General features: G+C 67.9%; 19 protein-coding genes. 12 read left to right on the top strand and 7 right to left on the bottom strand.

Annotation, left to right across the window (positions count from 1 at the left end; genetic code table 11):
• Positions 1-9 precede the first annotated feature (9 nt).
• Positions 10-1,242, bottom strand: a complete 1,233-nt coding sequence (locus GBRO_RS16715) for an acyl-CoA dehydrogenase family protein (protein WP_012835077.1) — start codon at positions 1,240-1,242, stop codon at positions 10-12.
• A gap of 122 nt (positions 1,243-1,364) precedes the next feature.
• On the bottom strand, positions 1,365-2,441 hold the full coding sequence (locus tag GBRO_RS16710; protein ID WP_012835076.1) for an AI-2E family transporter: 1,077 nt from the start codon (positions 2,439-2,441) through the stop codon (positions 1,365-1,367).
• A gap of 89 nt (positions 2,442-2,530) precedes the next feature.
• Between GBRO_RS16710 and GBRO_RS16705 the strand changes: the two genes are divergently transcribed.
• Positions 2,531-3,115 (top strand): TIGR03086 family metal-binding protein, encoded by a 585-nt coding sequence (locus GBRO_RS16705; protein ID WP_012835075.1) that lies wholly within the window; start codon positions 2,531-2,533, stop codon positions 3,113-3,115.
• A gap of 9 nt (positions 3,116-3,124) precedes the next feature.
• Here the strand turns inward: GBRO_RS16705 and GBRO_RS16700 are convergent, their stop codons facing one another.
• The gene (locus GBRO_RS16700; protein ID WP_012835074.1) at positions 3,125-5,518 is read right to left on the bottom strand and encodes an acetyl-CoA acetyltransferase; all 2,394 of its coding nucleotides are present in this window, start codon (positions 5,516-5,518) and stop codon (positions 3,125-3,127) included.
• Between the two features lie 209 nt (positions 5,519-5,727).
• On the opposite strand from GBRO_RS16700, the gene GBRO_RS16695 reads away from it, so the two are divergent.
• On the top strand, positions 5,728-6,975 hold the full coding sequence (locus GBRO_RS16695; RefSeq protein WP_012835073.1) for an acyl-CoA dehydrogenase family protein: 1,248 nt from the start codon (positions 5,728-5,730) through the stop codon (positions 6,973-6,975).
• A gap of 220 nt (positions 6,976-7,195) precedes the next feature.
• Here the strand turns inward: GBRO_RS16695 and GBRO_RS16690 are convergent, their stop codons facing one another.
• Entirely contained in the window at positions 7,196-7,663 is a 468-nt protein-coding gene (locus GBRO_RS16690; protein ID WP_012835072.1) for a hypothetical protein, read from the bottom strand.
• Positions 7,653-8,273 (bottom strand): RNA polymerase sigma factor, encoded by a 621-nt coding sequence (locus tag GBRO_RS16685; protein WP_012835071.1) that lies wholly within the window; start codon positions 8,271-8,273, stop codon positions 7,653-7,655. Before GBRO_RS16685 ends, GBRO_RS16690 begins: the two co-directional genes overlap by 11 nt.
• Before the next feature lie 208 nt (positions 8,274-8,481).
• On the opposite strand from GBRO_RS16685, the gene GBRO_RS16680 reads away from it, so the two are divergent.
• The 8 genes from GBRO_RS16680 to GBRO_RS16645 all read left to right on the top strand — a co-directional run bounded on the left by GBRO_RS16680 (position 8,482) and on the right by GBRO_RS16645 (position 13,062).
• Positions 8,482-8,982: an Asp23/Gls24 family envelope stress response protein gene (locus GBRO_RS16680; RefSeq protein WP_012835070.1), complete on the top strand. Its 501-nt coding sequence runs from the start codon at positions 8,482-8,484 to the stop codon at positions 8,980-8,982.
• Positions 8,982-9,413, top strand: coding sequence for a hypothetical protein (locus GBRO_RS16675; protein WP_012835069.1), 432 nt, complete (start codon positions 8,982-8,984; stop codon positions 9,411-9,413). Before GBRO_RS16680 ends, GBRO_RS16675 begins: the two co-directional genes overlap by 1 nt.
• Positions 9,410-9,592 (top strand): hypothetical protein, encoded by a 183-nt coding sequence (locus tag GBRO_RS16670; protein WP_012835068.1) that lies wholly within the window; start codon positions 9,410-9,412, stop codon positions 9,590-9,592. Before GBRO_RS16675 ends, GBRO_RS16670 begins: the two co-directional genes overlap by 4 nt.
• Entirely contained in the window at positions 9,585-10,106 is a 522-nt protein-coding gene (locus tag GBRO_RS16665) for an Asp23/Gls24 family envelope stress response protein (RefSeq protein WP_012835067.1), read from the top strand. The genes GBRO_RS16670 and GBRO_RS16665 overlap by 8 nt, the downstream gene beginning before the upstream one ends.
• The gene (locus GBRO_RS16660) at positions 10,103-10,777 is read left to right on the top strand and encodes a DUF6286 domain-containing protein (protein WP_012835066.1); all 675 of its coding nucleotides are present in this window, start codon (positions 10,103-10,105) and stop codon (positions 10,775-10,777) included. Before GBRO_RS16665 ends, GBRO_RS16660 begins: the two co-directional genes overlap by 4 nt.
• Positions 10,774-11,331 (top strand): Asp23/Gls24 family envelope stress response protein, encoded by a 558-nt coding sequence (locus tag GBRO_RS16655; RefSeq protein WP_012835065.1) that lies wholly within the window; start codon positions 10,774-10,776, stop codon positions 11,329-11,331. The genes GBRO_RS16660 and GBRO_RS16655 overlap by 4 nt, the downstream gene beginning before the upstream one ends.
• A 108-nt stretch (positions 11,332-11,439) precedes the next feature.
• Positions 11,440-11,637 carry a CsbD family protein gene (locus GBRO_RS16650; protein WP_012835064.1) on the top strand — a complete coding sequence of 66 codons (198 nt, stop codon included), beginning with the start codon at positions 11,440-11,442 and terminating at the stop codon, positions 11,635-11,637.
• A gap of 81 nt (positions 11,638-11,718) precedes the next feature.
• Positions 11,719-13,062, top strand: a complete 1,344-nt coding sequence (locus GBRO_RS16645) for a hypothetical protein (RefSeq protein WP_012835063.1) — start codon at positions 11,719-11,721, stop codon at positions 13,060-13,062.
• 42 nt (positions 13,063-13,104) lie between these two features.
• On the opposite strand, the gene GBRO_RS16640 is transcribed toward GBRO_RS16645, so the two are convergent.
• Complete coding sequence (locus tag GBRO_RS16640) at positions 13,105-14,034, bottom strand: hypothetical protein (protein WP_012835062.1); 930 nt, start codon at positions 14,032-14,034, stop codon at positions 13,105-13,107.
• Positions 14,035-14,048: 14 nt separating this feature from the next.
• On the bottom strand, positions 14,049-14,636 hold the full coding sequence (locus GBRO_RS16635) for an HhH-GPD-type base excision DNA repair protein (RefSeq protein ID WP_012835061.1): 588 nt from the start codon (positions 14,634-14,636) through the stop codon (positions 14,049-14,051).
• Positions 14,637-14,723: 87 nt separating this feature from the next.
• Here GBRO_RS16635 and GBRO_RS16630 point away from each other — a divergent pair, with 87 nt between their 5' ends.
• Both GBRO_RS16630 and GBRO_RS16625 read left to right on the top strand, forming a co-directional pair.
• Entirely contained in the window at positions 14,724-15,212 is a 489-nt protein-coding gene (locus GBRO_RS16630) for a hypothetical protein (protein ID WP_012835060.1), read from the top strand.
• Between the two features lie 141 nt (positions 15,213-15,353).
• Positions 15,354-16,868 (top strand): sugar porter family MFS transporter, encoded by a 1,515-nt coding sequence (locus GBRO_RS16625; RefSeq protein WP_012835059.1) that lies wholly within the window; start codon positions 15,354-15,356, stop codon positions 16,866-16,868.
• Positions 16,869-16,877 lie beyond the last annotated feature (9 nt).

Below are 16,877 nucleotides of genomic sequence, written 5' to 3'. Positions count from 1 at the left end.
CGTCTCCTCTTACAGACCCAGAGCGGCTTTGGCCAGGATGTTGCGCTGGATTTCGTTGCTGCCGGCGTAGATCGAGCCGGCCCGGTCATTGAAGTAGTGCAGGGGGGCGACGGCCTGCCACGCTTCGCCACTGACGTAACCGTCGGTGGGGGCGGTGTACTGGAAGATCGGGCCGCCCGGACGTGTGGCATGCGGCTGGAAGACGCGACCGTGTGGTCCGGCTGCCTCCAGCGCCAGGGTGGTGATCTCCTGGCTCAGTTCGGTTCCGAGGATCTTGAGCATCGACGCGATCGACCCCGGATCCTTGCCGGAACTCATGGCGGCGAGTGCCCGGTACTCGAGCACCTCGAGGATCTTGGCGCGCACCTTGAGGTCGGCGAGCTTGTGGACGAAGGCAGGGTCCTCGGACAGTGGACCGCCGTTCGGCGCAGTCACATGTGCCGCGTCCTGTCCGAGGGTCTCGGCCATGACCTGCAGGGCCGGAGCCGCAGCGCCGCCACCACGCTCAAAGACCAGCAGATACTTCGCGACGGTCCAGCCGTCGTCCATCTTTCCGAGCACGTTCTTCTTGGGGACGCGCACACCGTCGAAGAAGACCTGCGCCTGCACCTGCTCACCGGACGCGAACACCAGCGGCTGCACCTCGACCCCGGGGGAGTTCATGTCGATCAGCAGGAAGGTGATGCCCTGCTGCTTGCGCTCGAGTCGTGAGGTGCGGACCAGACAGAAGATCCAATTGGCCTCGGCGGCGTGGGTGGTCCAGATCTTGCTGCCGGTCACCACCAGATCGTCGCCGTCGCTGACCGCGGCCATCGACAGCGAGGCGAGGTCGGAGCCGGATTCCGGCTCGGAGTAGCCCTGGCAGAAGAACACGCTGCCGTCGAGGATTCCGGGTAGGAAGAAGTCCTTCTGCTCCTGGGTGCCGAAGGCCATGATGGCGTGCGACACCATGCGAATTCCCATGGGGGACAGGGCAGGAGCGCCGGCGAGGATGGACTCGCGGCTGAAGATGTAGTGCTGGGTGAGCGACCAATCGCAACCGCCGTACTCGACCGGCCAGGCCGGTGCGGCCCAGCCGCGCTCGTGCAGGATCGCCTGCCAGGTCATCGACGCCTCGTGGTCGGCGTAGACACTCGTCCGGAGGGTGCCCGCGGCACGCAGGTCGGGCGTCAGTTTCTCGTCGAGGAAGGCGCGGACCTCGTCGCGAAACGCGGTGTCGGCCTCCGACCAGTTCATGTCCATGGCGGGCGATGCCTATCTGTAAACGGGTGTGATCAGAATGCTGTGGTGAGAAATCTACCCAATGTCTCCCCACAAGCGAACCCCCGGGTCTGCTCACCGTCAACCAGGTCACCGGCGAGCGTTCACGGCGTCGAGGCCACGGTCCCGGGCGGCACGTCTGGATCGCCACCCGGTGGATCGTCAGCGGTGGCCGTGCTCTCGGCTGCGTCGTCGTCGGGCTTTCGCGGACTCGACGACGACAGCAGGACGTCGGCCCATCGGGTGGCCGGATCGATGTCGATGAGCAGTGCCTTGGCCATCATGGTCAGGGGCACGGCGAGGATCGCGCCGAGCGGGCCGATCACCCACGACCAGAAACGGAGCGAGACAAACGTGAGCGTCGTCGACAGCCCGACGGCGTCGCCGACGAACTTCGGCTGGATCACCGACTGGATGATCACGTTGATCACGCTGTAGACGATGATGACCAGCAGCATCTTGTCCGGCCCGCCGTCGAGCAACGCGAGCAGTGCCGGCGGAATCACCCCGATGACGAAGCCGATATTGGGAATGTAGTTGGTGATGAACGACAGCAACCCCCACAGCACCGGCAGCGGCACCGACATGAGCGCCAGTGCACCGGTGTCGAGGACCGCGACGATCAAGCCGAAGACCGTGGACACCCACAGGTAGCTGCGCGTGCCGCGGGAGAACGACGAGAACGCGGCCGCGATGTCGGGCCGGGTGCGCCGCAACGTCTCCATCCGGTCGTCGTAGCCCACGGCATCGGCGGCCATGAACAGCAGCAGGGCGAGGATCAGGATCAGTGCCGAGGTGATGCTGAGCGTGCTCGACAGCAGGTCGGTGACCACCGAGATCACCTTGCTGGAATCGACGTTCGACAGGATGGCGTGCACCTTGTCCTCGCTGACCCCGTGCGAGGTGAGGAAGCTCTTGAAGTCGCCGACGAGATCGTTGAACTTGGCGCTGTAAGTGGGCAGGATCGTCGCGAGCCGGGCGACCGAGAACACCAGAGATGCGAACAGACCGATCAGAATGCCGTAGACCAGTGCCAGTGTGACGAGGAACGACGCCCACGTCGGCCAGCCCTTGCGGCGCAACCACGACGGGATCGGGGCCACGGCAACCGTGAGCATGAGCGCGAGGAACAACGGGCCGACGAGCGACGCAACGGACTTGATGCCGCCGCAACGAGCCATAACCACCCGGGACAGGTGAGCGGAGGAGCCGCCGAAGGCGTGGTCGGATTTCGCGCCGATCAGCCAGTAGGGTCGGATCGGAGATGACGATGCGTGACGAGGCAACCCGGTTGGCCGAGGCGCTCGACGGCTTCGTCGCCGTCGTCGACGTGCTCGACGACTGCGACTGGCCCCGACCGTCGCGGTGCGCGGGATGGTCGGTGGCCGACGTGGTCGGCCACATCATCGCCGTGACCGACAAGTTCACGTCGTTCGCTCGTGCCGAGACCGATACACCGCGCACAGCGCCGGCGCCGCGCGGTGATCCGGCCCCACTTCGACGTGCGTTGGCCGAGTCGGTTGCGGCGAGTGCCGACGCGTGGCCGTCGTGTGATGGATCGCGCAGGTGTCGGTTGCCGTTCGGCACCTTCAGTGCCGTCCAGGCGGCATCGATCAACATGATGGACGCGCTGGTACACGCCTGGGATATCGCGGCGGCAAACGGTATCGACTATCGGATGCCTTCGCGCGCAATCGGTCCGGCGATCGTCATCGCCCGGCGGCTCGTCACGCCGGAGGCCGTTGCGGGGGGTCAGTACGCATCCGGGCACCTACTCCCGGAGCCGGCAGCGGACGCCGAGGCATTGCTCCTGCGCCTGACCGGGCGCGACCCGGCCACCGGGCCGCGTAGATAGCGTCGCCGCTCAGGTCCCCGACCAGTTGGGCGTTCGCTTCATCACGAACGCGGTGATGCCCTCGAGGGTGTCCTTACTCGCGATGAGGTCGTCGAGCACCGCGGTGCTCGCGCGAATCGCCTCGATCGGGTCGGCAATGGTGGCGGTCTTCTCCATCGTGGTCAGGGATCCCCGAACGGCCGCAGGCGAACCGGCGAGGATCTCGGCGGCCACGTCCCGCGCCACCTCGAGTGTCTTGCCCGACGGCGCGACCCGACTGACGATGCCGGCTGCGGCTGCCTCGGTCGCGGACAGCCGGCGACCGGTCAGGATCATGTCGCGGGCCAGCGCCGGGCCGAGTGCGCGCGGCAGACGGACGAGTCCACCAGCGGCTGCGGCGAGCCCGACCCGAACCTCCGGCAGCCCGAAGGTGGCGTCGTCACCGGCGACCACCAGGTGACACGCGAGTGCGATCTCGAAACCGCCGCCGAGTGCGTACCCGTTGACGGCGGCGATCACCGGCTTGGGCAGGCTCTCGCGCGACGTCAGACCCGCGAAGCCGTTCTTGGGGACGGCGAACGCGGCGCCACTTGCCGTGGCGGAGAGGTCATTGCCCGCCGAGAATGCTTTGTCGCCCTTTCCGGTCAGGATCGCGACCCACAGGTCGGGGTCGGCGAAGTAGGCGTCGAAGACGGAGTCGAGTTCCTCGTTGGCCGCCGGATGCAATGCGTTGCGCGCCTCCGGACGGTTGATGGTCACCTCGAGCACGTGTCCATCGCGGCGGATCTCGATGTGCTCGTAGTGATCCCGGAACGCCGGCGGTGTCGGCGGGTGCAGACGGCGCAGTGTGTCGCGACTCGCGTAGACCCGGTTCCCCTCCGGCGTCGACCGCGCGACCATCGGCATCCCGATCGGGTCGCCGGCGGCCAGGATGTCGATGAGTTCGGTGTCATCGGCGTCGGTGTTGGCAACAAAGCGCTCACCGACGGCGCCGGTGGCGTCGACCAACCGGCCGATGACGATGCCGGTGCGTCGTCCGTCCTTGTGCGGCACCACGGTGAACGTCTCGATGATCGCGTCCCCGTCGGCGTCGTCGCGGCGACGGACGGCCGGGCGGGCGTCGAGGCGTTTCTGGATGCCGGCGCTGTCGTCGTGGCGCCATCCGGTGGGCGTTGTCGAGTAGACGCCGACCGCGTGCTTGCTGAGGATGCCGCCGTTGGCGACGACGACCCCGTAGTCGCCGGGAGACTGCCGCACCCGGGTGACGATCTCGGCGATCGCGTGCATCGAGTAGTTGTTGCCCGGGCCGCCGAAGAACGGCAGGCCGCCGGTGACGGTGAGGCCGCGGGGGTCGTCGGGCCGCAGGCCGGTGGCCTCGCAGATGTTGGACACCGCGATCGGGAAGCAGCTGTAGATGTCGAGGTGGGCGACGTCGTCGAGGCCGATCTCCGCGACCGCGAGGGCATGGTCGAGTGCGGCGCCGGCGACGGGAGCAGTGCTGAGATCCGGACGTGCCATCAGCGTCTGTTCCTGCAGCGCGGCGTGCCCGTGCAGGAAGACCCATCGGCTCGGGTCGATACCCGCGGCCCGGGCGGCCCGCACCGACATCACCACACACGCGGCCGCCTGGTTGACCTGATCGCGCGCGACGAGAAGGCGGGTGAAGGGGTCGGCGACAAGCCGATTGGAGTCGGTGACGGTCACGAGCTCGTCCGCCGAGCGCTCGGTGGGGGCGGCCGCGTGCGGGTTCGCGGCCGCCACCCGCGTCATCGGCGCGAAGAGCTCGCCCATGCTGCGGGCGTAGGCATCCCGGTCGAGGCCGAGGCGATGGCGGCGGGCGTTCTCCAGCAGGGCGTACTGCGGCATCGGCGTGCGCAGGCCGTGACGCGCCTCAGGCAGACTCGTGATGCCGCGCAGCCCGAAGCCGCGATCCTCGAGCGGCCCGCCGATCTGCTCGCCGAAATCGGGGCGCTGGTCGGCGGGCTTGGTCATCAGGTCCCGGACCGTCGAGATGACCTCGGCGCCGAAGATGACCGCACCCGATGATCGTCCGGCGGCGATCGTGCCGGCCAACTCGACGAGCATGGTCTGTGGGGCCTGTCCGCCGGTGATCGACTGAATCGCCTTCCGCGGGTCCAGTCCGGTGCGCGCGGCAACCGCCCGCGGCATATTGTCCGGACGCCCCAGGGGTGAGGCGGACAAGGGGCTGGAGATCTCGAAGGACCGGATCGCGGCCACGGTGTCCACCGCGTTGGCGATTGCGGCGGTCGACGCACCCGCATCGCTGATCGCTGCCCCGACGGCGCGCGCGGCGAGCGCGGCCTCGCCGAGTGCTTCGTAATCGGGGTCGGTGAGCCGTTCGGAGGCCTGCCCGACGCCGACGACGACCGGGGTGTCGGGGTCCAGGGAGTCGAGTTCTGCCATGTCGCCTTCCAGATGTCGACGATGCCATCCGGCATCGGCACAGTGTCGAGAGTTACCACTACATCTACCCGGTGACCGGACCACACTTCCCGCCAGCCCGACATCATGGCGGGATTCACGTTGTGATCACCCCGGTTGCAACCGTGGTCGCACGCCCGGTCCGCGACGACACTGACCGGCGACCTGACAGCGATCCGAGAGGACACCTGGTGACCGCGACCGTCCCGACCCCGCCATCCGCAGACCCCGCCATCACCGGGGTGTCGACCGAACCGGGCGGCTACTCCGACGAACGGCTCGACGAGATCTTCGCGCCCATCTTCGCGCGCATCGCCGAGGGAGCGGTGCAGCGCGAGGACGATCGCTCGCTGGCCTTCGACGAGGTGGGCTGGTTGCGCGAGGCTCGATTCGGCGCGCTGCGGGTGCCCGCGGAGTTCGGCGGGTTCGGCGCGTCGGTCCGTCAGTTGTTCCGGCTGCTCATCGACCTCGCGGTCGCGGAATCCAATCTGCCGCAAGCACTTCGGGTGCACTGGTCGTTTGTCGAGGACCAGCTGCTGGCCGAGCCCGGTGCCGATCGCGATCAGTGGCTACGCGCCGTTGCCGACGGCACACTCGTGGGCAACGCGATCACCGAACCGGGCGTCGGCGCCATCGGCCGCTACCAGACCTCGATCACGCCGGACGGGTCGTCGTGGAAACTGAACGGCACCAAGTACTACAGCACCGGCAGCCTGTACGCCGACCACATCCTCGTCGCCGCCGACAAGGACGGCGAACGGGTGTCGGTGCTCGTCGACGCAGCAGCCGACGGCGTCACCCAGCACGACGACTGGGACGGATTCGGTCAGCGCCTGACCGCCAGCGGCACAACCGAATTCAACGATGTGACGGTCACCGAGGATCGCATCCTGGGGCCGGGTTACGGCGGGGCCGGCCGTACGTATGCGACGTCCTACCTGCAACTCGTGCAGCTCGCAGTCGTCGCGGGCATCGCGCAGCGCGCCACCGACGACATCGCCGACTGGGTGCGCAACCGCAACCGGACGTTCACCCACGCCCCGGCCGACCTGCCTCGCGAGGATCCGTTGGTACAGCAGGTGATCGGACGGGCCGCCGGTGCGGCCTACGCCGCCCGAACCCTTGTTCTCGACATCGCCGACCAACTCGACCGGTTGCTTGCTACCGGTGGTCAGGACGAGGAACTGCTCGACCGCGTGGAATTCGATGTCGCCCGAGCACAGAGCGTGGTGATCCCACTGGTCCTCGCCGCGGTGACCGAACTCTTCGAGGTGGGTGGCGCGTCCATCACCTCCGAGCGACTCCGCTTCGACCGGCACTGGCGTAACGCCCGCACCATCTCCGCGCACAATCCGCTGATCTACAAGCTGCAGGCGGTGGGTGACCACGTGCTCAACGGCGCCGACCTCCCGTATGCCTGGAGTGCCGGCAAGCGCTGATGGTGTCACCGGCACCCAGCCAGACGCTACCGCGGCTGCTGGTGGCGGCCTTGGTTGCTTGATGGCGCGACGGCCGAGATGCGACGAACGCAGCTAGGAGCCTGGAAGCCTCTGGCGAAGCGAATAGGCTTGTCGCGCTGGTGGTTTCGACACGGCTCGGTCTCGCTTCGCTCGACCGTGCCGGCTCAACCAGCAGGGGGGTGGCTCGTGGTTGGCCTGGTCAGGTCAGCCACTCCCGGGTGTACACGTCCTGCCATCGCACGGTGATGTTGCGTCTTGCCGTCGTTGAGCTCTCGGAGCCGATGGTGTCGATCAGCACGTCGTCGACCACGTCGCGGATGCTGTCGGAGAGCGCGGCCAGGTCGTCGCCGTAGCGTGCGATGAGGCCGATTCGCACACCGTCGACCGTGCGGCCGTCGCCGTCGATCGACGCGAACACGACGAGCCGTTGGACGCTTCTGCGGACACCGATCGCGATGAGCTGCTTCACGATCCGGTCACTGACCGCGACGGCTTCGTCGTCGGTGTCCAGGATGCGGGCGGACCTGCGGACCCGGCCGAGCCCGGCGGAGATGGAGGTGACGAGCCGTCGCACGTCGCCTTCCGGCTCGTCGATCGAGCGCCCGGCCTCGATCAACCAGGCATCGGTATCGTCGTCGCAATCCTCGATGTAGATGTCACTGCTCACCGGGGCCTCCTCTCTCGATGGACGTGGTGTCTCTCGCGGGTTCGGTTTCGCGAGCGCCCGGTGGCGCGCCATCCGAGGGTCGCCACGGAGCAAGCCGGGTGGACAAGAACTTGCGGCTGCGCTGGAGATGGCCGCGCACCGAGCCCTCGCTCACCTGCAGCACCCGCGAGATCTCGGCGACGCTGAGTCCTTCGACATGGCGCAGCCACCACGCCGCTCGCGAGGTCTCGGGCAGATTGGGCAGTTCGGCGCGTAGCGCCTCCATGAGGGTTCGCCGTTCCACCTCGTCGGCCGGCAGCGGGGCCGTTGCTGCGAGATCGGCGAACTTCTCCTCGTCGGTGGGCACATCGTGATGCCGCCGCCGATAGTCGACGGTCTTGCGGTGTGCGATACCGAACATCCAGGTGCGGAATGTGCTGCGGAACTCGAAGTCGGGCAGCCCTTTCCACGCATCCAGGAGGGTGTCCTGGGCCAGGTCCTCGGCGATCTGCGGATCGGTCACCATCCGGCGCAGGTAGCGCAGCAGTCCGGGAGACAGCCGCGTCACCAGGATCTCGAAGGCATCCTGGTCGCCCACAGCGGCGGCGCCGGCAAGATCGTCGTCGCTCATTTCGGCGAGAACAAGCCCGCCGCTGTGGTCTGAATCACGTAAATTTACGCGTGCGCTTTTCGTGTTCACTACGACTGACTCTATACACGGACCGCGGAGGAGATGCGGGATCGACAATCGGCATGACGCCGTGTGCCGTGGAGTTCGCGCTGATGCGAACGAACAACAGAAGACGGCAAGCGAATACGACGAACGAAGGAGTTCGCAGGTGTCCGAGACCACAACCACCACGAAGGCCGCTGACCCGACCGATGCCCCTCCTGCGGGCGCGGAAGCGACCACCGCCAAGGGTCGAGCGCTGGCACGACGCGACGAGTCAGGCGCCGGTGACCGCGGGCGTACCTCGATAGCCGACACCGTTGTCGCCAAGATCGCCGGTATCGCCACCCGTGAGGTCGACGGTGTCCACGATCTGGGTGGCGCAACCGAGCGCGTCGTCGGCAAGGTGCGCGACGTGCTGCCCGGCACCACCGCCAGCACCACCCAGGGCATCACCGTGGAGGTGGGCGAGCGGCAGGCGGCCGTCGACGTCTCGATCGTCGCCGACTACGGCGTCGCCATCCACCGACTCGCTGCCGCAATCCGGCGCAACGTCATCTCCGCGATCGAGCAGATGACCGGACTCGAGGTGACCGAGGTGAACGTCACGGTTCACGACATCAGCTTCGACGACGACGATTCCGGTTCCGAGACCCCGCGCGTGCAGTGATGTCGACCAACGACGAGGTCAGCACCGGTGACGACTCCGCCTCGGCGGACGTCGCCGGTGCGGCGACCTCAGCCGACGGGGGTTCGGTGGCCGAGCAGGTGGCGGCCGCCGTGCTGGCCGTACCCGGTGTCACCGGACTACACGGGGGTCTCTTCGGCGAGGTGGCCACCTACCTGCCCGGAGGCCGGGTGAGCGGTGTGGCCCTCGACGACGAGTCCGGCGAGGTGCACATCATCGTCGACCTCACCAGTGACCTGCGCGCGGTCGCGACCGCAGCCCGCCGGGCCGGTGAGGAGGTCGCCGGCTTTCCGCTGCACGTGACCGTCGAGGACATCTCGCGCGCAACCGAGACCGCCGGCGAGCGCGATACCTACACCGCCGCCCCCGGCGGGTCGAGCATTGTCGATCGAACACGAGGTGAAAGTCGATGAACAACAACGCAACTCTAGGATTGTTGGTAGGACTGCTACTGGCGATCGCCGCCACCACCGGCGGCTTCGGCGGGTTCGTCCTGGCCGTGCTGCTCGGTGGTATCGGCCTTGCTTTGGGCCTGCAGCGCGACGGAACGATCGACCTCGGTGCGCTGTTGCGGAGCCGTAACCGTGGCTGAGCCGGCGACCGTCGAACGCGGCGTCGGCACCATCGACACCGCGACGGCCGCGACGGCGGCTCCGGCGATCGATGATCCGCGCGGGGGATTGGTGATCGCCGATCGGGTCGGCGAGAAGATCGCTGCCGCTGCGGCTCTCGACATCGACGGCGTGGTGCAGTATCAGGGCACGGTCGGTTCGCTTCTCGGGGGGAGTTCCCCCGGGCGGGCCCTGGTGGGTTCGGACTATCCGCAGGCGAGTGTCGACATGTCCGAAGCCGCTCCGCGGGTGGCGATCACGGTGGCCCTGCAATGGCCGTGTGCGGTGACCGACGTCTGTCTCCGGGTCCGGACACATGTCGCGGACGAACTGGCACGGCTGACCGGCCTTCGTCCCTCGCGCGTGGATGTGACAGTGGCGCAGATACTTTCCCGAGAAGCGAGCCGACGGCGACGGTCCGGGTTCGTTGACCTTCCGAACCCGCCCGCCGACCCGTCCACCGAGGGTGACGATGGAGAAGGGGAGAAGCGATGACGACCAGCGGATTACAAGACGATACCGACTCGACGACCTCGACAGCATCGCCCGCCGCGACAACCGAAGCGCCGACGGCGAAGCCGACGGTCGACAAGACCGCCGACATCAGCGGCGGCACGGTGTTCGTCCCGGCAACCACTCCCGGTGCTGCGGTCGCCGGAACCTTCGTCGGCGTCGCGCTGTTCGGTGTGGCGGTGATCGCGGTCCGCGACCTGCTGGTGCACATCGGGTGGCTCGACGGTGCCGAATGGCTGCACAGTGCCGCCGACTGGATCGCCGATATCTCCTGGTGGGAGTGGATGTGGCCGGCAGCGATCGGGCTGGTGGTGGCGGGCCTCGTGATGCTGTGGATCGCGGTCAAACCGCGTCGCCGCACTCACATCAGTCTCGCCGGCTACGAGGTCATGTGGACCCGACCCGGCGATGTCGCCCGACGCTGCAGTGCCGTGGTGGCCGACCTGCCCGGCGTCGAGAATGCGACGACGGTCGTCGGTCGCCGGCGCGCCAGGGTCACCGTCACTACCCGGGACGACGCGGTGAGTCGAGCCGACGTCGTGCATGCCGTCGAGCATGTACTGGCCGGAGTGGATCGACGGATGACGGCCAAGGTGCGCCTGACCCGCCGTCGGCGCCGCAGTGCCCACAACGTGAAAGGGGTGGCCGCATGAACCGGATACCTGCGGTGTGGCACCGTGTTTCGGTCGCAATCGTCGGTCTGCTGTGCCTGGTCGTGGGGTTGGGTGCCATCCTGTGGCGGGCCGACGTCGCGCCGGTCGCCGGCTGGGTCGAGCGTATCGACGCCGGTGCCGTGCTTCGATTCGTGGAGACCGACTGGTGGCCGTGGGTGCTCGTGGCAGTGGCGATCATCGCCTTCTGTTGGGGCTGGCGGCTGGTGACCTCGGTGATCCGGCCCGGTCGGGTCGACGACCTCACGCTGGACGGCAGCGGTGCCGGCGGCACGCTCACCGTGGCTCCCAAATTGATCGCGGCCGCGGTGGCCGACGACCTCGCCGGCCACACGATGTTCGACCAGGTGTCGGTCAAGGCAACGGACGATCGTGCGCGCAAACTGATCCGGCTGACCGTCACGGCCCGGCCGACGCGCTCCTATGCCGAGATCGCCGGCGTCCTCGGCGATGCCGTGGAGAGCATCAGGAAGGCCGTTCCCGGCTCGGATCTGCACGTCCAGGCGCTCGTACATCTGGAGAACCGGCGAGGCTGACCCGCCTAAGTCGCGGCCGAAAGCTTTTCGGGTCCATCAGGATCCGAATGGGCGTCGCGCCCCGCTGGTGTGGCGCGGCACAACCGAAGAATGAGAGGAAACAACATCATGGGACTCGACGACAAGATCTCGAACAAGGCCGAGGATCTCGGCGGCAAGGCCAAGGAGGCCGCCGGATCGGCCACCGGCGATGACCAGCTGAAGAACGAGGGCAAGGGCGACCAGATCTCCTCGGCGATCAAGGATGGCGTCGAGGACGTCAAGGACGCCGCCGGCAAGATCAAGGACAAGCTCACCGGCAACTGAGTTCGCCTCGGCGACACGCGGCGCGGGAATGGACGCTTCCCGCGCCGCGTGGTCGTATGCGGCGCATGGTCTGATGGTGTGATGCAGCGACTCGCCTTTGCCGACGCGATGTCGTACTGGACGGCGTCGGCGATTTCCAACGACCAGTTCGTGGTGTATTGCTTTGCCGAGCCGCAACTTTCACTCGACGCCATCGCCGAACGGCTGCTCATGCAGGCCCGGCACGTCGACGACCTCCGCCTGGCTGTCCTGGACCTGCCCGGCACCATCGACCGCCCGTACTGGGTTCCCCGCAACCCCGACGCCGGCCAAATCCGTACCCACACCGAGGTGTCGACGTGGTCCGAGTGCCTGACGCATATCGCCGGTCTGATGGCCGACCAACTGGTGCCCAGTGCCGCGGCCTGGCGTCTGCACGTCTGCGGTCCGCTGACCGGCGCGCCGCGGTGTGACGGCGGAGCCGTTGTTGTGGTGTTGCAGATCGCACACGCACTCGGCGACGGTCGTCGCACCGCGCAGATCGCGCGCCGGTTGTTCACCGCGCCGCCCGAGCCGATCGGCGCCCTGCGCCGCGACTCCGGTGTGCATCGTGGGGTCACGTGCATCGCCGCAAGTGTCTGGGGATTGTCACGAATTCCGTTGCAGGTCACCGAGATGGTCGCTCGCGGCCTGTACGCCTGGCGGTTGTCGACCCGTTGGGGGCCGACGGCACCGGGCTACGCGCCGAGTCCACTCAACGAGCAGCCGGACGCCGGACGAGCGTTGCGCGTGCTCGTCGTCGACCGGGCGGACCTGACCGGTGGTGGCGTCAGCGTGACCGTGGCCGCTCTCACCGCGATCTCGATCGCCCTGCCCGCCTATCTCGACGACCCCGATCGGTCCTATGGCGTCGAACTCACGATCGGCGCTGACACAGAGACCGAGGCGCGCAACAACTTTCGCAACACCGGTGTCGACCTGCACACCGATGTGGGCGATCTGCGCGACCGTGCCCGCCGGATCGCCGATGGGATCGCCGCGGCCCGGCGGGCCGGCGCCGATCCCGCCCGCCGTGCATCGCGGCAGGCGAGCGCGGCGACGCCCCCGCTGCTGACGCACTGGGGACTGCGCCAGTTCGATCCGACCCGCCGGCCGACCACGGTCATCGGGATCACGGTCGTCTCCTCCGTCGACCGCGGTGCCGCCGACTTCGCGATCGGCGACGCCGAGGATGACGGAAAAGTGTTGTTCAGCACCGGGTTTCCGGCGCTGTCCCCGGCTCAGGGGCTCACCCACGGTGTGCACGGCCTCGGCACCGCGGTCGCTCTGTCGGTGACCACGTCACCCGCGGTGATGCCGGACGTCGATCGCTACGCAGGGCTATTGGCCGACGCGATCACTGACGTGGGTGCCGCGCTGCGGCCCGGTTCAGGCTCGGAGACGTAGCGTCCACCGATTCGAGCTCAGTGGTCCCACCGGAGCAACCACTTAGGACTGCGGATAACCGTTGCGCTCGCCCGGCGGGAGTTCGCCGTGGCCGGCGCCGCCCGACCCTTTGGCGCGGGTGAGGCGCTTGGGCAGCCGGTCGGCGAGGCCGCCGAGCGGAGCGACGGTCTGGTTGAGCAGGTCGACGGTCTCACCGAGTTCGTGGACGGTGTCCTGCATGGCCAGCAGCGTCGGTGCGAGCTGGCCGATCACCTCGGTGAGTTCGCTGATGCGATCGAGGGGGCCGCCGGGCGCGATCGCCCGTTCCACGGCGCCACCTTCGCCGACCAACTGGTCGAGCAGGCCGCCGTCGTCGGCGAGGCGGTCCAGGACGCCGCCGGGGGCGGTCACCTTCTCGAGCACGCCGTCGGGTGCGGTGAGCTTGTCGACGATCCCGCCCTCGGAGGTCAGCCGCTCCAGGATGCCCTCGTTCTCGGTGAACTGATCGACCACCCCGCCCTTGCGGGTGAGGCGGTCGAGCGGGCCGTCCTTGGCGGTCAGCCGGACCAGGATGCCGCCATCCTCGGCCATCTGATCGAGGAGACCGCCCGGCTCGGTCAACTTCTCCAACAGGCCGTCCTTGGCGGTCAGGCGATCGATCACCCCGTCCGGGTTGAGCAGCCGCTCGAGTGGCCCACCCGCGGCGAGGATGCGACCGAAGGGACGGTCCGGGCCCAGCAGCTCGGCGAGCTGGCTCAGCAGGGCCAGCGGGGTGCGGGCGCTGCCCAGCTCGTCGCCCTCGAGGCCGATCGCCTGATTCAGTTCGTGCTGAACGCTGTTCGCGGTGATGCGGGCGATGGTCACCGCCGACTCCGCGGCCGTCAGGACGACGCCGGTGATCGCAAAACCCAGTCGGAACGGAACCTCGACGAGGGCACGCCCGGCGTCGGCGCCTTGGCGGGCCGCAGGCAGGTGCGACGAACTCTGACTCATGAGCCGACCCTAGGTTATTTGCCCACCCGCTGGGAACCGGCTTCCTTGGCGCGGGCCTTGGCCGCCTTCTTGAAGTCCCGCACCTTCTGCAGGGATTCCGGATCGGTCACGTCGGCCACCGACCGGTAACCCTTCTTGCCGTAGTCGCCGACCACCTTGGTCCAGCCGGCCGGGGTCACGCCGAGTTGCTTGGCGACCAGCGCGGTGAAGATCTTCGCCTTCTGCTCACCGAATCCGGGCAACGCCTGCACCCGGGCCAGCAGATCGGCGCCCGAGGTGGCCTCGGTCCAGATACGGGATGCGTCGCCGCCGTACTCATCGGTGACGACGCGGGCCAGCGCCTGCACCCGACCTGCCATCGACCGGCCGTACCGATGGATGGCGGGCGGGGTGGCGCACAGGTCGGCGAATGCGTCCGGGTCGGCGTCGGCGATCTCGGCGGGGTCGATGTTGCCGAAGCGGTCCCGGATCTTCGCCGGCCCGGCGAAGGCGCGTTCCATCGGGAACTGCTGATCGAGCAACATGCCGGTGAGCAGCGCGAACGGGTCGGTGGACAACAGCTCGTCGGCGGCTTCGTCCTGGGCAATCTGCAGTTTCGCCATGGGCCAAGTCTCCCAGACCCGGCCCGATCCGCGCCTACGACCTTCTACACTCCTTCCATGGTTCACGGGGTGGATAGCAATCGTCGGATGCGGACACGATCGATCGGGATCGTGATCGGTGTGCTGATCGCGGCCGTCGCCGCCCTTGCGGGAAGCGGGCAGGCGCGCGCGATCCCCGAGTACACCGAACCCAATCTGGTCACCACACTCAAGTGCGGCAGCGCCAATCCGTGGCCGCTGGGGCCGCTGCCGGTGCGCGTCGACGTCTTCAACCAGATCCGGTTCCCCGCCGACGGGCTGCCCGGGCCGGCCATCTCGCTGATCGGCTACAGCCTCACCAAGCCCCAGGCGCTCGAGTACAGCGCCGAGGTCAGGGTCACCTGGCGCAATCTGCGGACCGGACGCACCGGCTCGGTGACGGTCCCGGGTCGTGCGCCGTCGGTGCGCTGGCAGGCAGATCTGCATCCCGGCTCGGGTCCGGTGGTCTTCCGCATTCACCAGAAGATCGGCGCGATGGCCTTTGTGCCGATGGTCAATCCGCAGTACTCGACCTGTGGGGGACGGGCGACCGCCTGAGCTGCGCGACCTCGTCAGTCGGCCGGCGAAACGCCGATTCGCAAGGTCGCCATGACGACGACGCGGCGTGAGTAGCCTGAAGGGCACTGCGTCTTTCCGGTTCGCGGGAAGTCCGAGACCGCGGACGGCGAGGTCCACGTCATGTCGGAAGCACATCAGCGTGAAGTGGCCGAACAACATACGGCCAAGGTCATCGGCGTCAGTATCGCCGCGGTGGTCGGCGGATTCCTGTTCGGTTTCGACAGTTCGGTGGTCAACGGAGCCGTCGATTCCATCGAGGACACCTTCGGCCTGAACAGCTTCTTCACCGGCTTCGCGGTGGCCATCGCGCTGCTCGGCTGCGCGCTGGGTGCCTGGTTCGCCGGCCGGCTCGCCGACGTCTGGGGCCGCAAGCGTGTGATGCTGCTCGGCTCAGTGCTTTTCGTGGTCTCGGCGATCGGAACCTGCTTCACGGTGACCGTGTGGGACCTGCTCCTCTGGCGCGTGCTGGGCGGCATCGGTATCGGCATCGCGTCGGTGATCGCGCCCGCCTACATCTCGGAGATCGCCCCGGCCCGCTATCGCGGTGCGCTGGCCTCCATGCAGCAACTCGCCATCACCCTGGGAATCTTCGCGGCGCTGCTCTCCGACGCTCTGCTCGCCGACGCCGCCGGCACCGCGTCGTCCGAACTGTGGTTCGGACTCGAGGCATGGCGCTGGATGTTCCTCGTCGGCGTCATCCCGGCCGTCGTATACGGCCTTCTGGCACTGACGATCCCGGAGTCGCCGCGATACCTGGTGGGCCGCAACCGCGACGAGGAGGCGGCACGCATCCTGCAGGAGGTGACCGGCGAGGCGCATCCGCTCGAGCGGGTCAAAGAGATCAAACTGACGGTCAAGCGGGAGTCGTCGGCATCGGTGCGCGACATCCGCGGCCACTCCTTCGGTCTGCACCCGTTGGTGTGGATCGGCATCTGGCTGGCCATCTTTCAGCAGTTCGTCGGCATCAACGCGATCTTCTACTACTCGACGACGCTGTGGCAGTCCGTCGGATTCAGCGAGAGCGCGTCGTTCCAGACCTCGGTCATCACCGCTGTCATCAACGTCGCGATGACCTTCGTGGCCATCCTTTTCGTCGACCGTATCGGCCGCAAGAAGCTGCTGCTCGCCGGGTCCGTCGGCATGTTCGTCGGGTTGCTCATGGCCTGTGTGGCGTTCACGCAGGCGACCTACAAGCAATCGGGCAGCGTCGGCGATGTCATGTGCACGGCGGGCAACACCACCAAGGAATGCCTGACGCTGGCCGACCCCTGGGGTGTCATCGCGCTGATCGGCGCCAACCTGTTCGTCGTGTTCTTCGCCGCGACCTGGGGGCCGGTGATGTGGGTGATGCTCGGTGAGATGTTCCCCAACCGCTTGCGCGGCGTGGCGCTCGGCGTGTGCACCGCGGCCAACTGGATCGCGAACTTCACCATCTCCATGCTGTTCCCGCCGGTGTCGGAGAACCTCGGTCTCGGAGTGGTGTACGGCTTCTTCGCCTTCTGCGCGGCGGCATCGTTCGTGTTCGTGTTGCGCAAGGTCGAGGAGACCAAGGGGCTGGAACTCGAGGAGATGGACGGCGTCGCCGACCGATTGTCCGCGGTGCTGCCCGGTGCCGGTGGCCGCAAAGCCGGTTGAGCCGGCGCG

Origin of the sequence: Gordonia bronchialis DSM 43247 (assembly GCF_000024785.1) — a bacterium.
Lineage (GTDB): Bacteria > Actinomycetota > Actinomycetes > Mycobacteriales > Mycobacteriaceae > Gordonia > Gordonia bronchialis.
Note: the sequence above shows the minus strand (reverse complement) of the source record. Positions and strands in the feature narration are given on the sequence as shown.

What these genes read in the sequence shown, in the direction of transcription:
- GBRO_RS16630 (WP_012835060.1), top strand. Translation starts at nt 14,724, where the DNA reads ATGCGGACACGATCGATCGGGATCGTGATCGGTGTGCTGATCGCGGCC.
- GBRO_RS16705 (WP_012835075.1), top strand. Translation starts at nt 2,531, where the DNA reads ATGCGTGACGAGGCAACCCGGTTGGCCGAGGCGCTCGACGGCTTCGTC.
- GBRO_RS16715 (WP_012835077.1), bottom strand. Translation starts at nt 1,242, where the DNA reads ATGGACATGAACTGGTCGGAGGCCGACACCGCGTTTCGCGACGAGGTC.
- GBRO_RS16655 (WP_012835065.1), top strand. Translation starts at nt 10,774, where the DNA reads ATGAACCGGATACCTGCGGTGTGGCACCGTGTTTCGGTCGCAATCGTC.
- GBRO_RS16700 (WP_012835074.1), bottom strand. Translation starts at nt 5,518, where the DNA reads ATGGCAGAACTCGACTCCCTGGACCCCGACACCCCGGTCGTCGTCGGC.
- GBRO_RS16675 (WP_012835069.1), top strand. Translation starts at nt 8,982, where the DNA reads ATGTCGACCAACGACGAGGTCAGCACCGGTGACGACTCCGCCTCGGCG.
- GBRO_RS16650 (WP_012835064.1), top strand. Translation starts at nt 11,440, where the DNA reads ATGGGACTCGACGACAAGATCTCGAACAAGGCCGAGGATCTCGGCGGC.
- GBRO_RS16640 (WP_012835062.1), bottom strand. Translation starts at nt 14,034, where the DNA reads ATGAGTCAGAGTTCGTCGCACCTGCCTGCGGCCCGCCAAGGCGCCGAC.
- GBRO_RS16635 (WP_012835061.1), bottom strand. Translation starts at nt 14,636, where the DNA reads ATGGCGAAACTGCAGATTGCCCAGGACGAAGCCGCCGACGAGCTGTTG.
- GBRO_RS16670 (WP_012835068.1), top strand. Translation starts at nt 9,410, where the DNA reads ATGAACAACAACGCAACTCTAGGATTGTTGGTAGGACTGCTACTGGCG.
- GBRO_RS16710 (WP_012835076.1), bottom strand. Translation starts at nt 2,441, where the DNA reads ATGGCTCGTTGCGGCGGCATCAAGTCCGTTGCGTCGCTCGTCGGCCCG.
- GBRO_RS16685 (WP_012835071.1), bottom strand. Translation starts at nt 8,273, where the DNA reads ATGAGCGACGACGATCTTGCCGGCGCCGCCGCTGTGGGCGACCAGGAT.
- GBRO_RS16625 (WP_012835059.1), top strand. Translation starts at nt 15,354, where the DNA reads ATGTCGGAAGCACATCAGCGTGAAGTGGCCGAACAACATACGGCCAAG.
- GBRO_RS16660 (WP_012835066.1), top strand. Translation starts at nt 10,103, where the DNA reads ATGACGACCAGCGGATTACAAGACGATACCGACTCGACGACCTCGACA.
- GBRO_RS16645 (WP_012835063.1), top strand. Translation starts at nt 11,719, where the DNA reads ATGCAGCGACTCGCCTTTGCCGACGCGATGTCGTACTGGACGGCGTCG.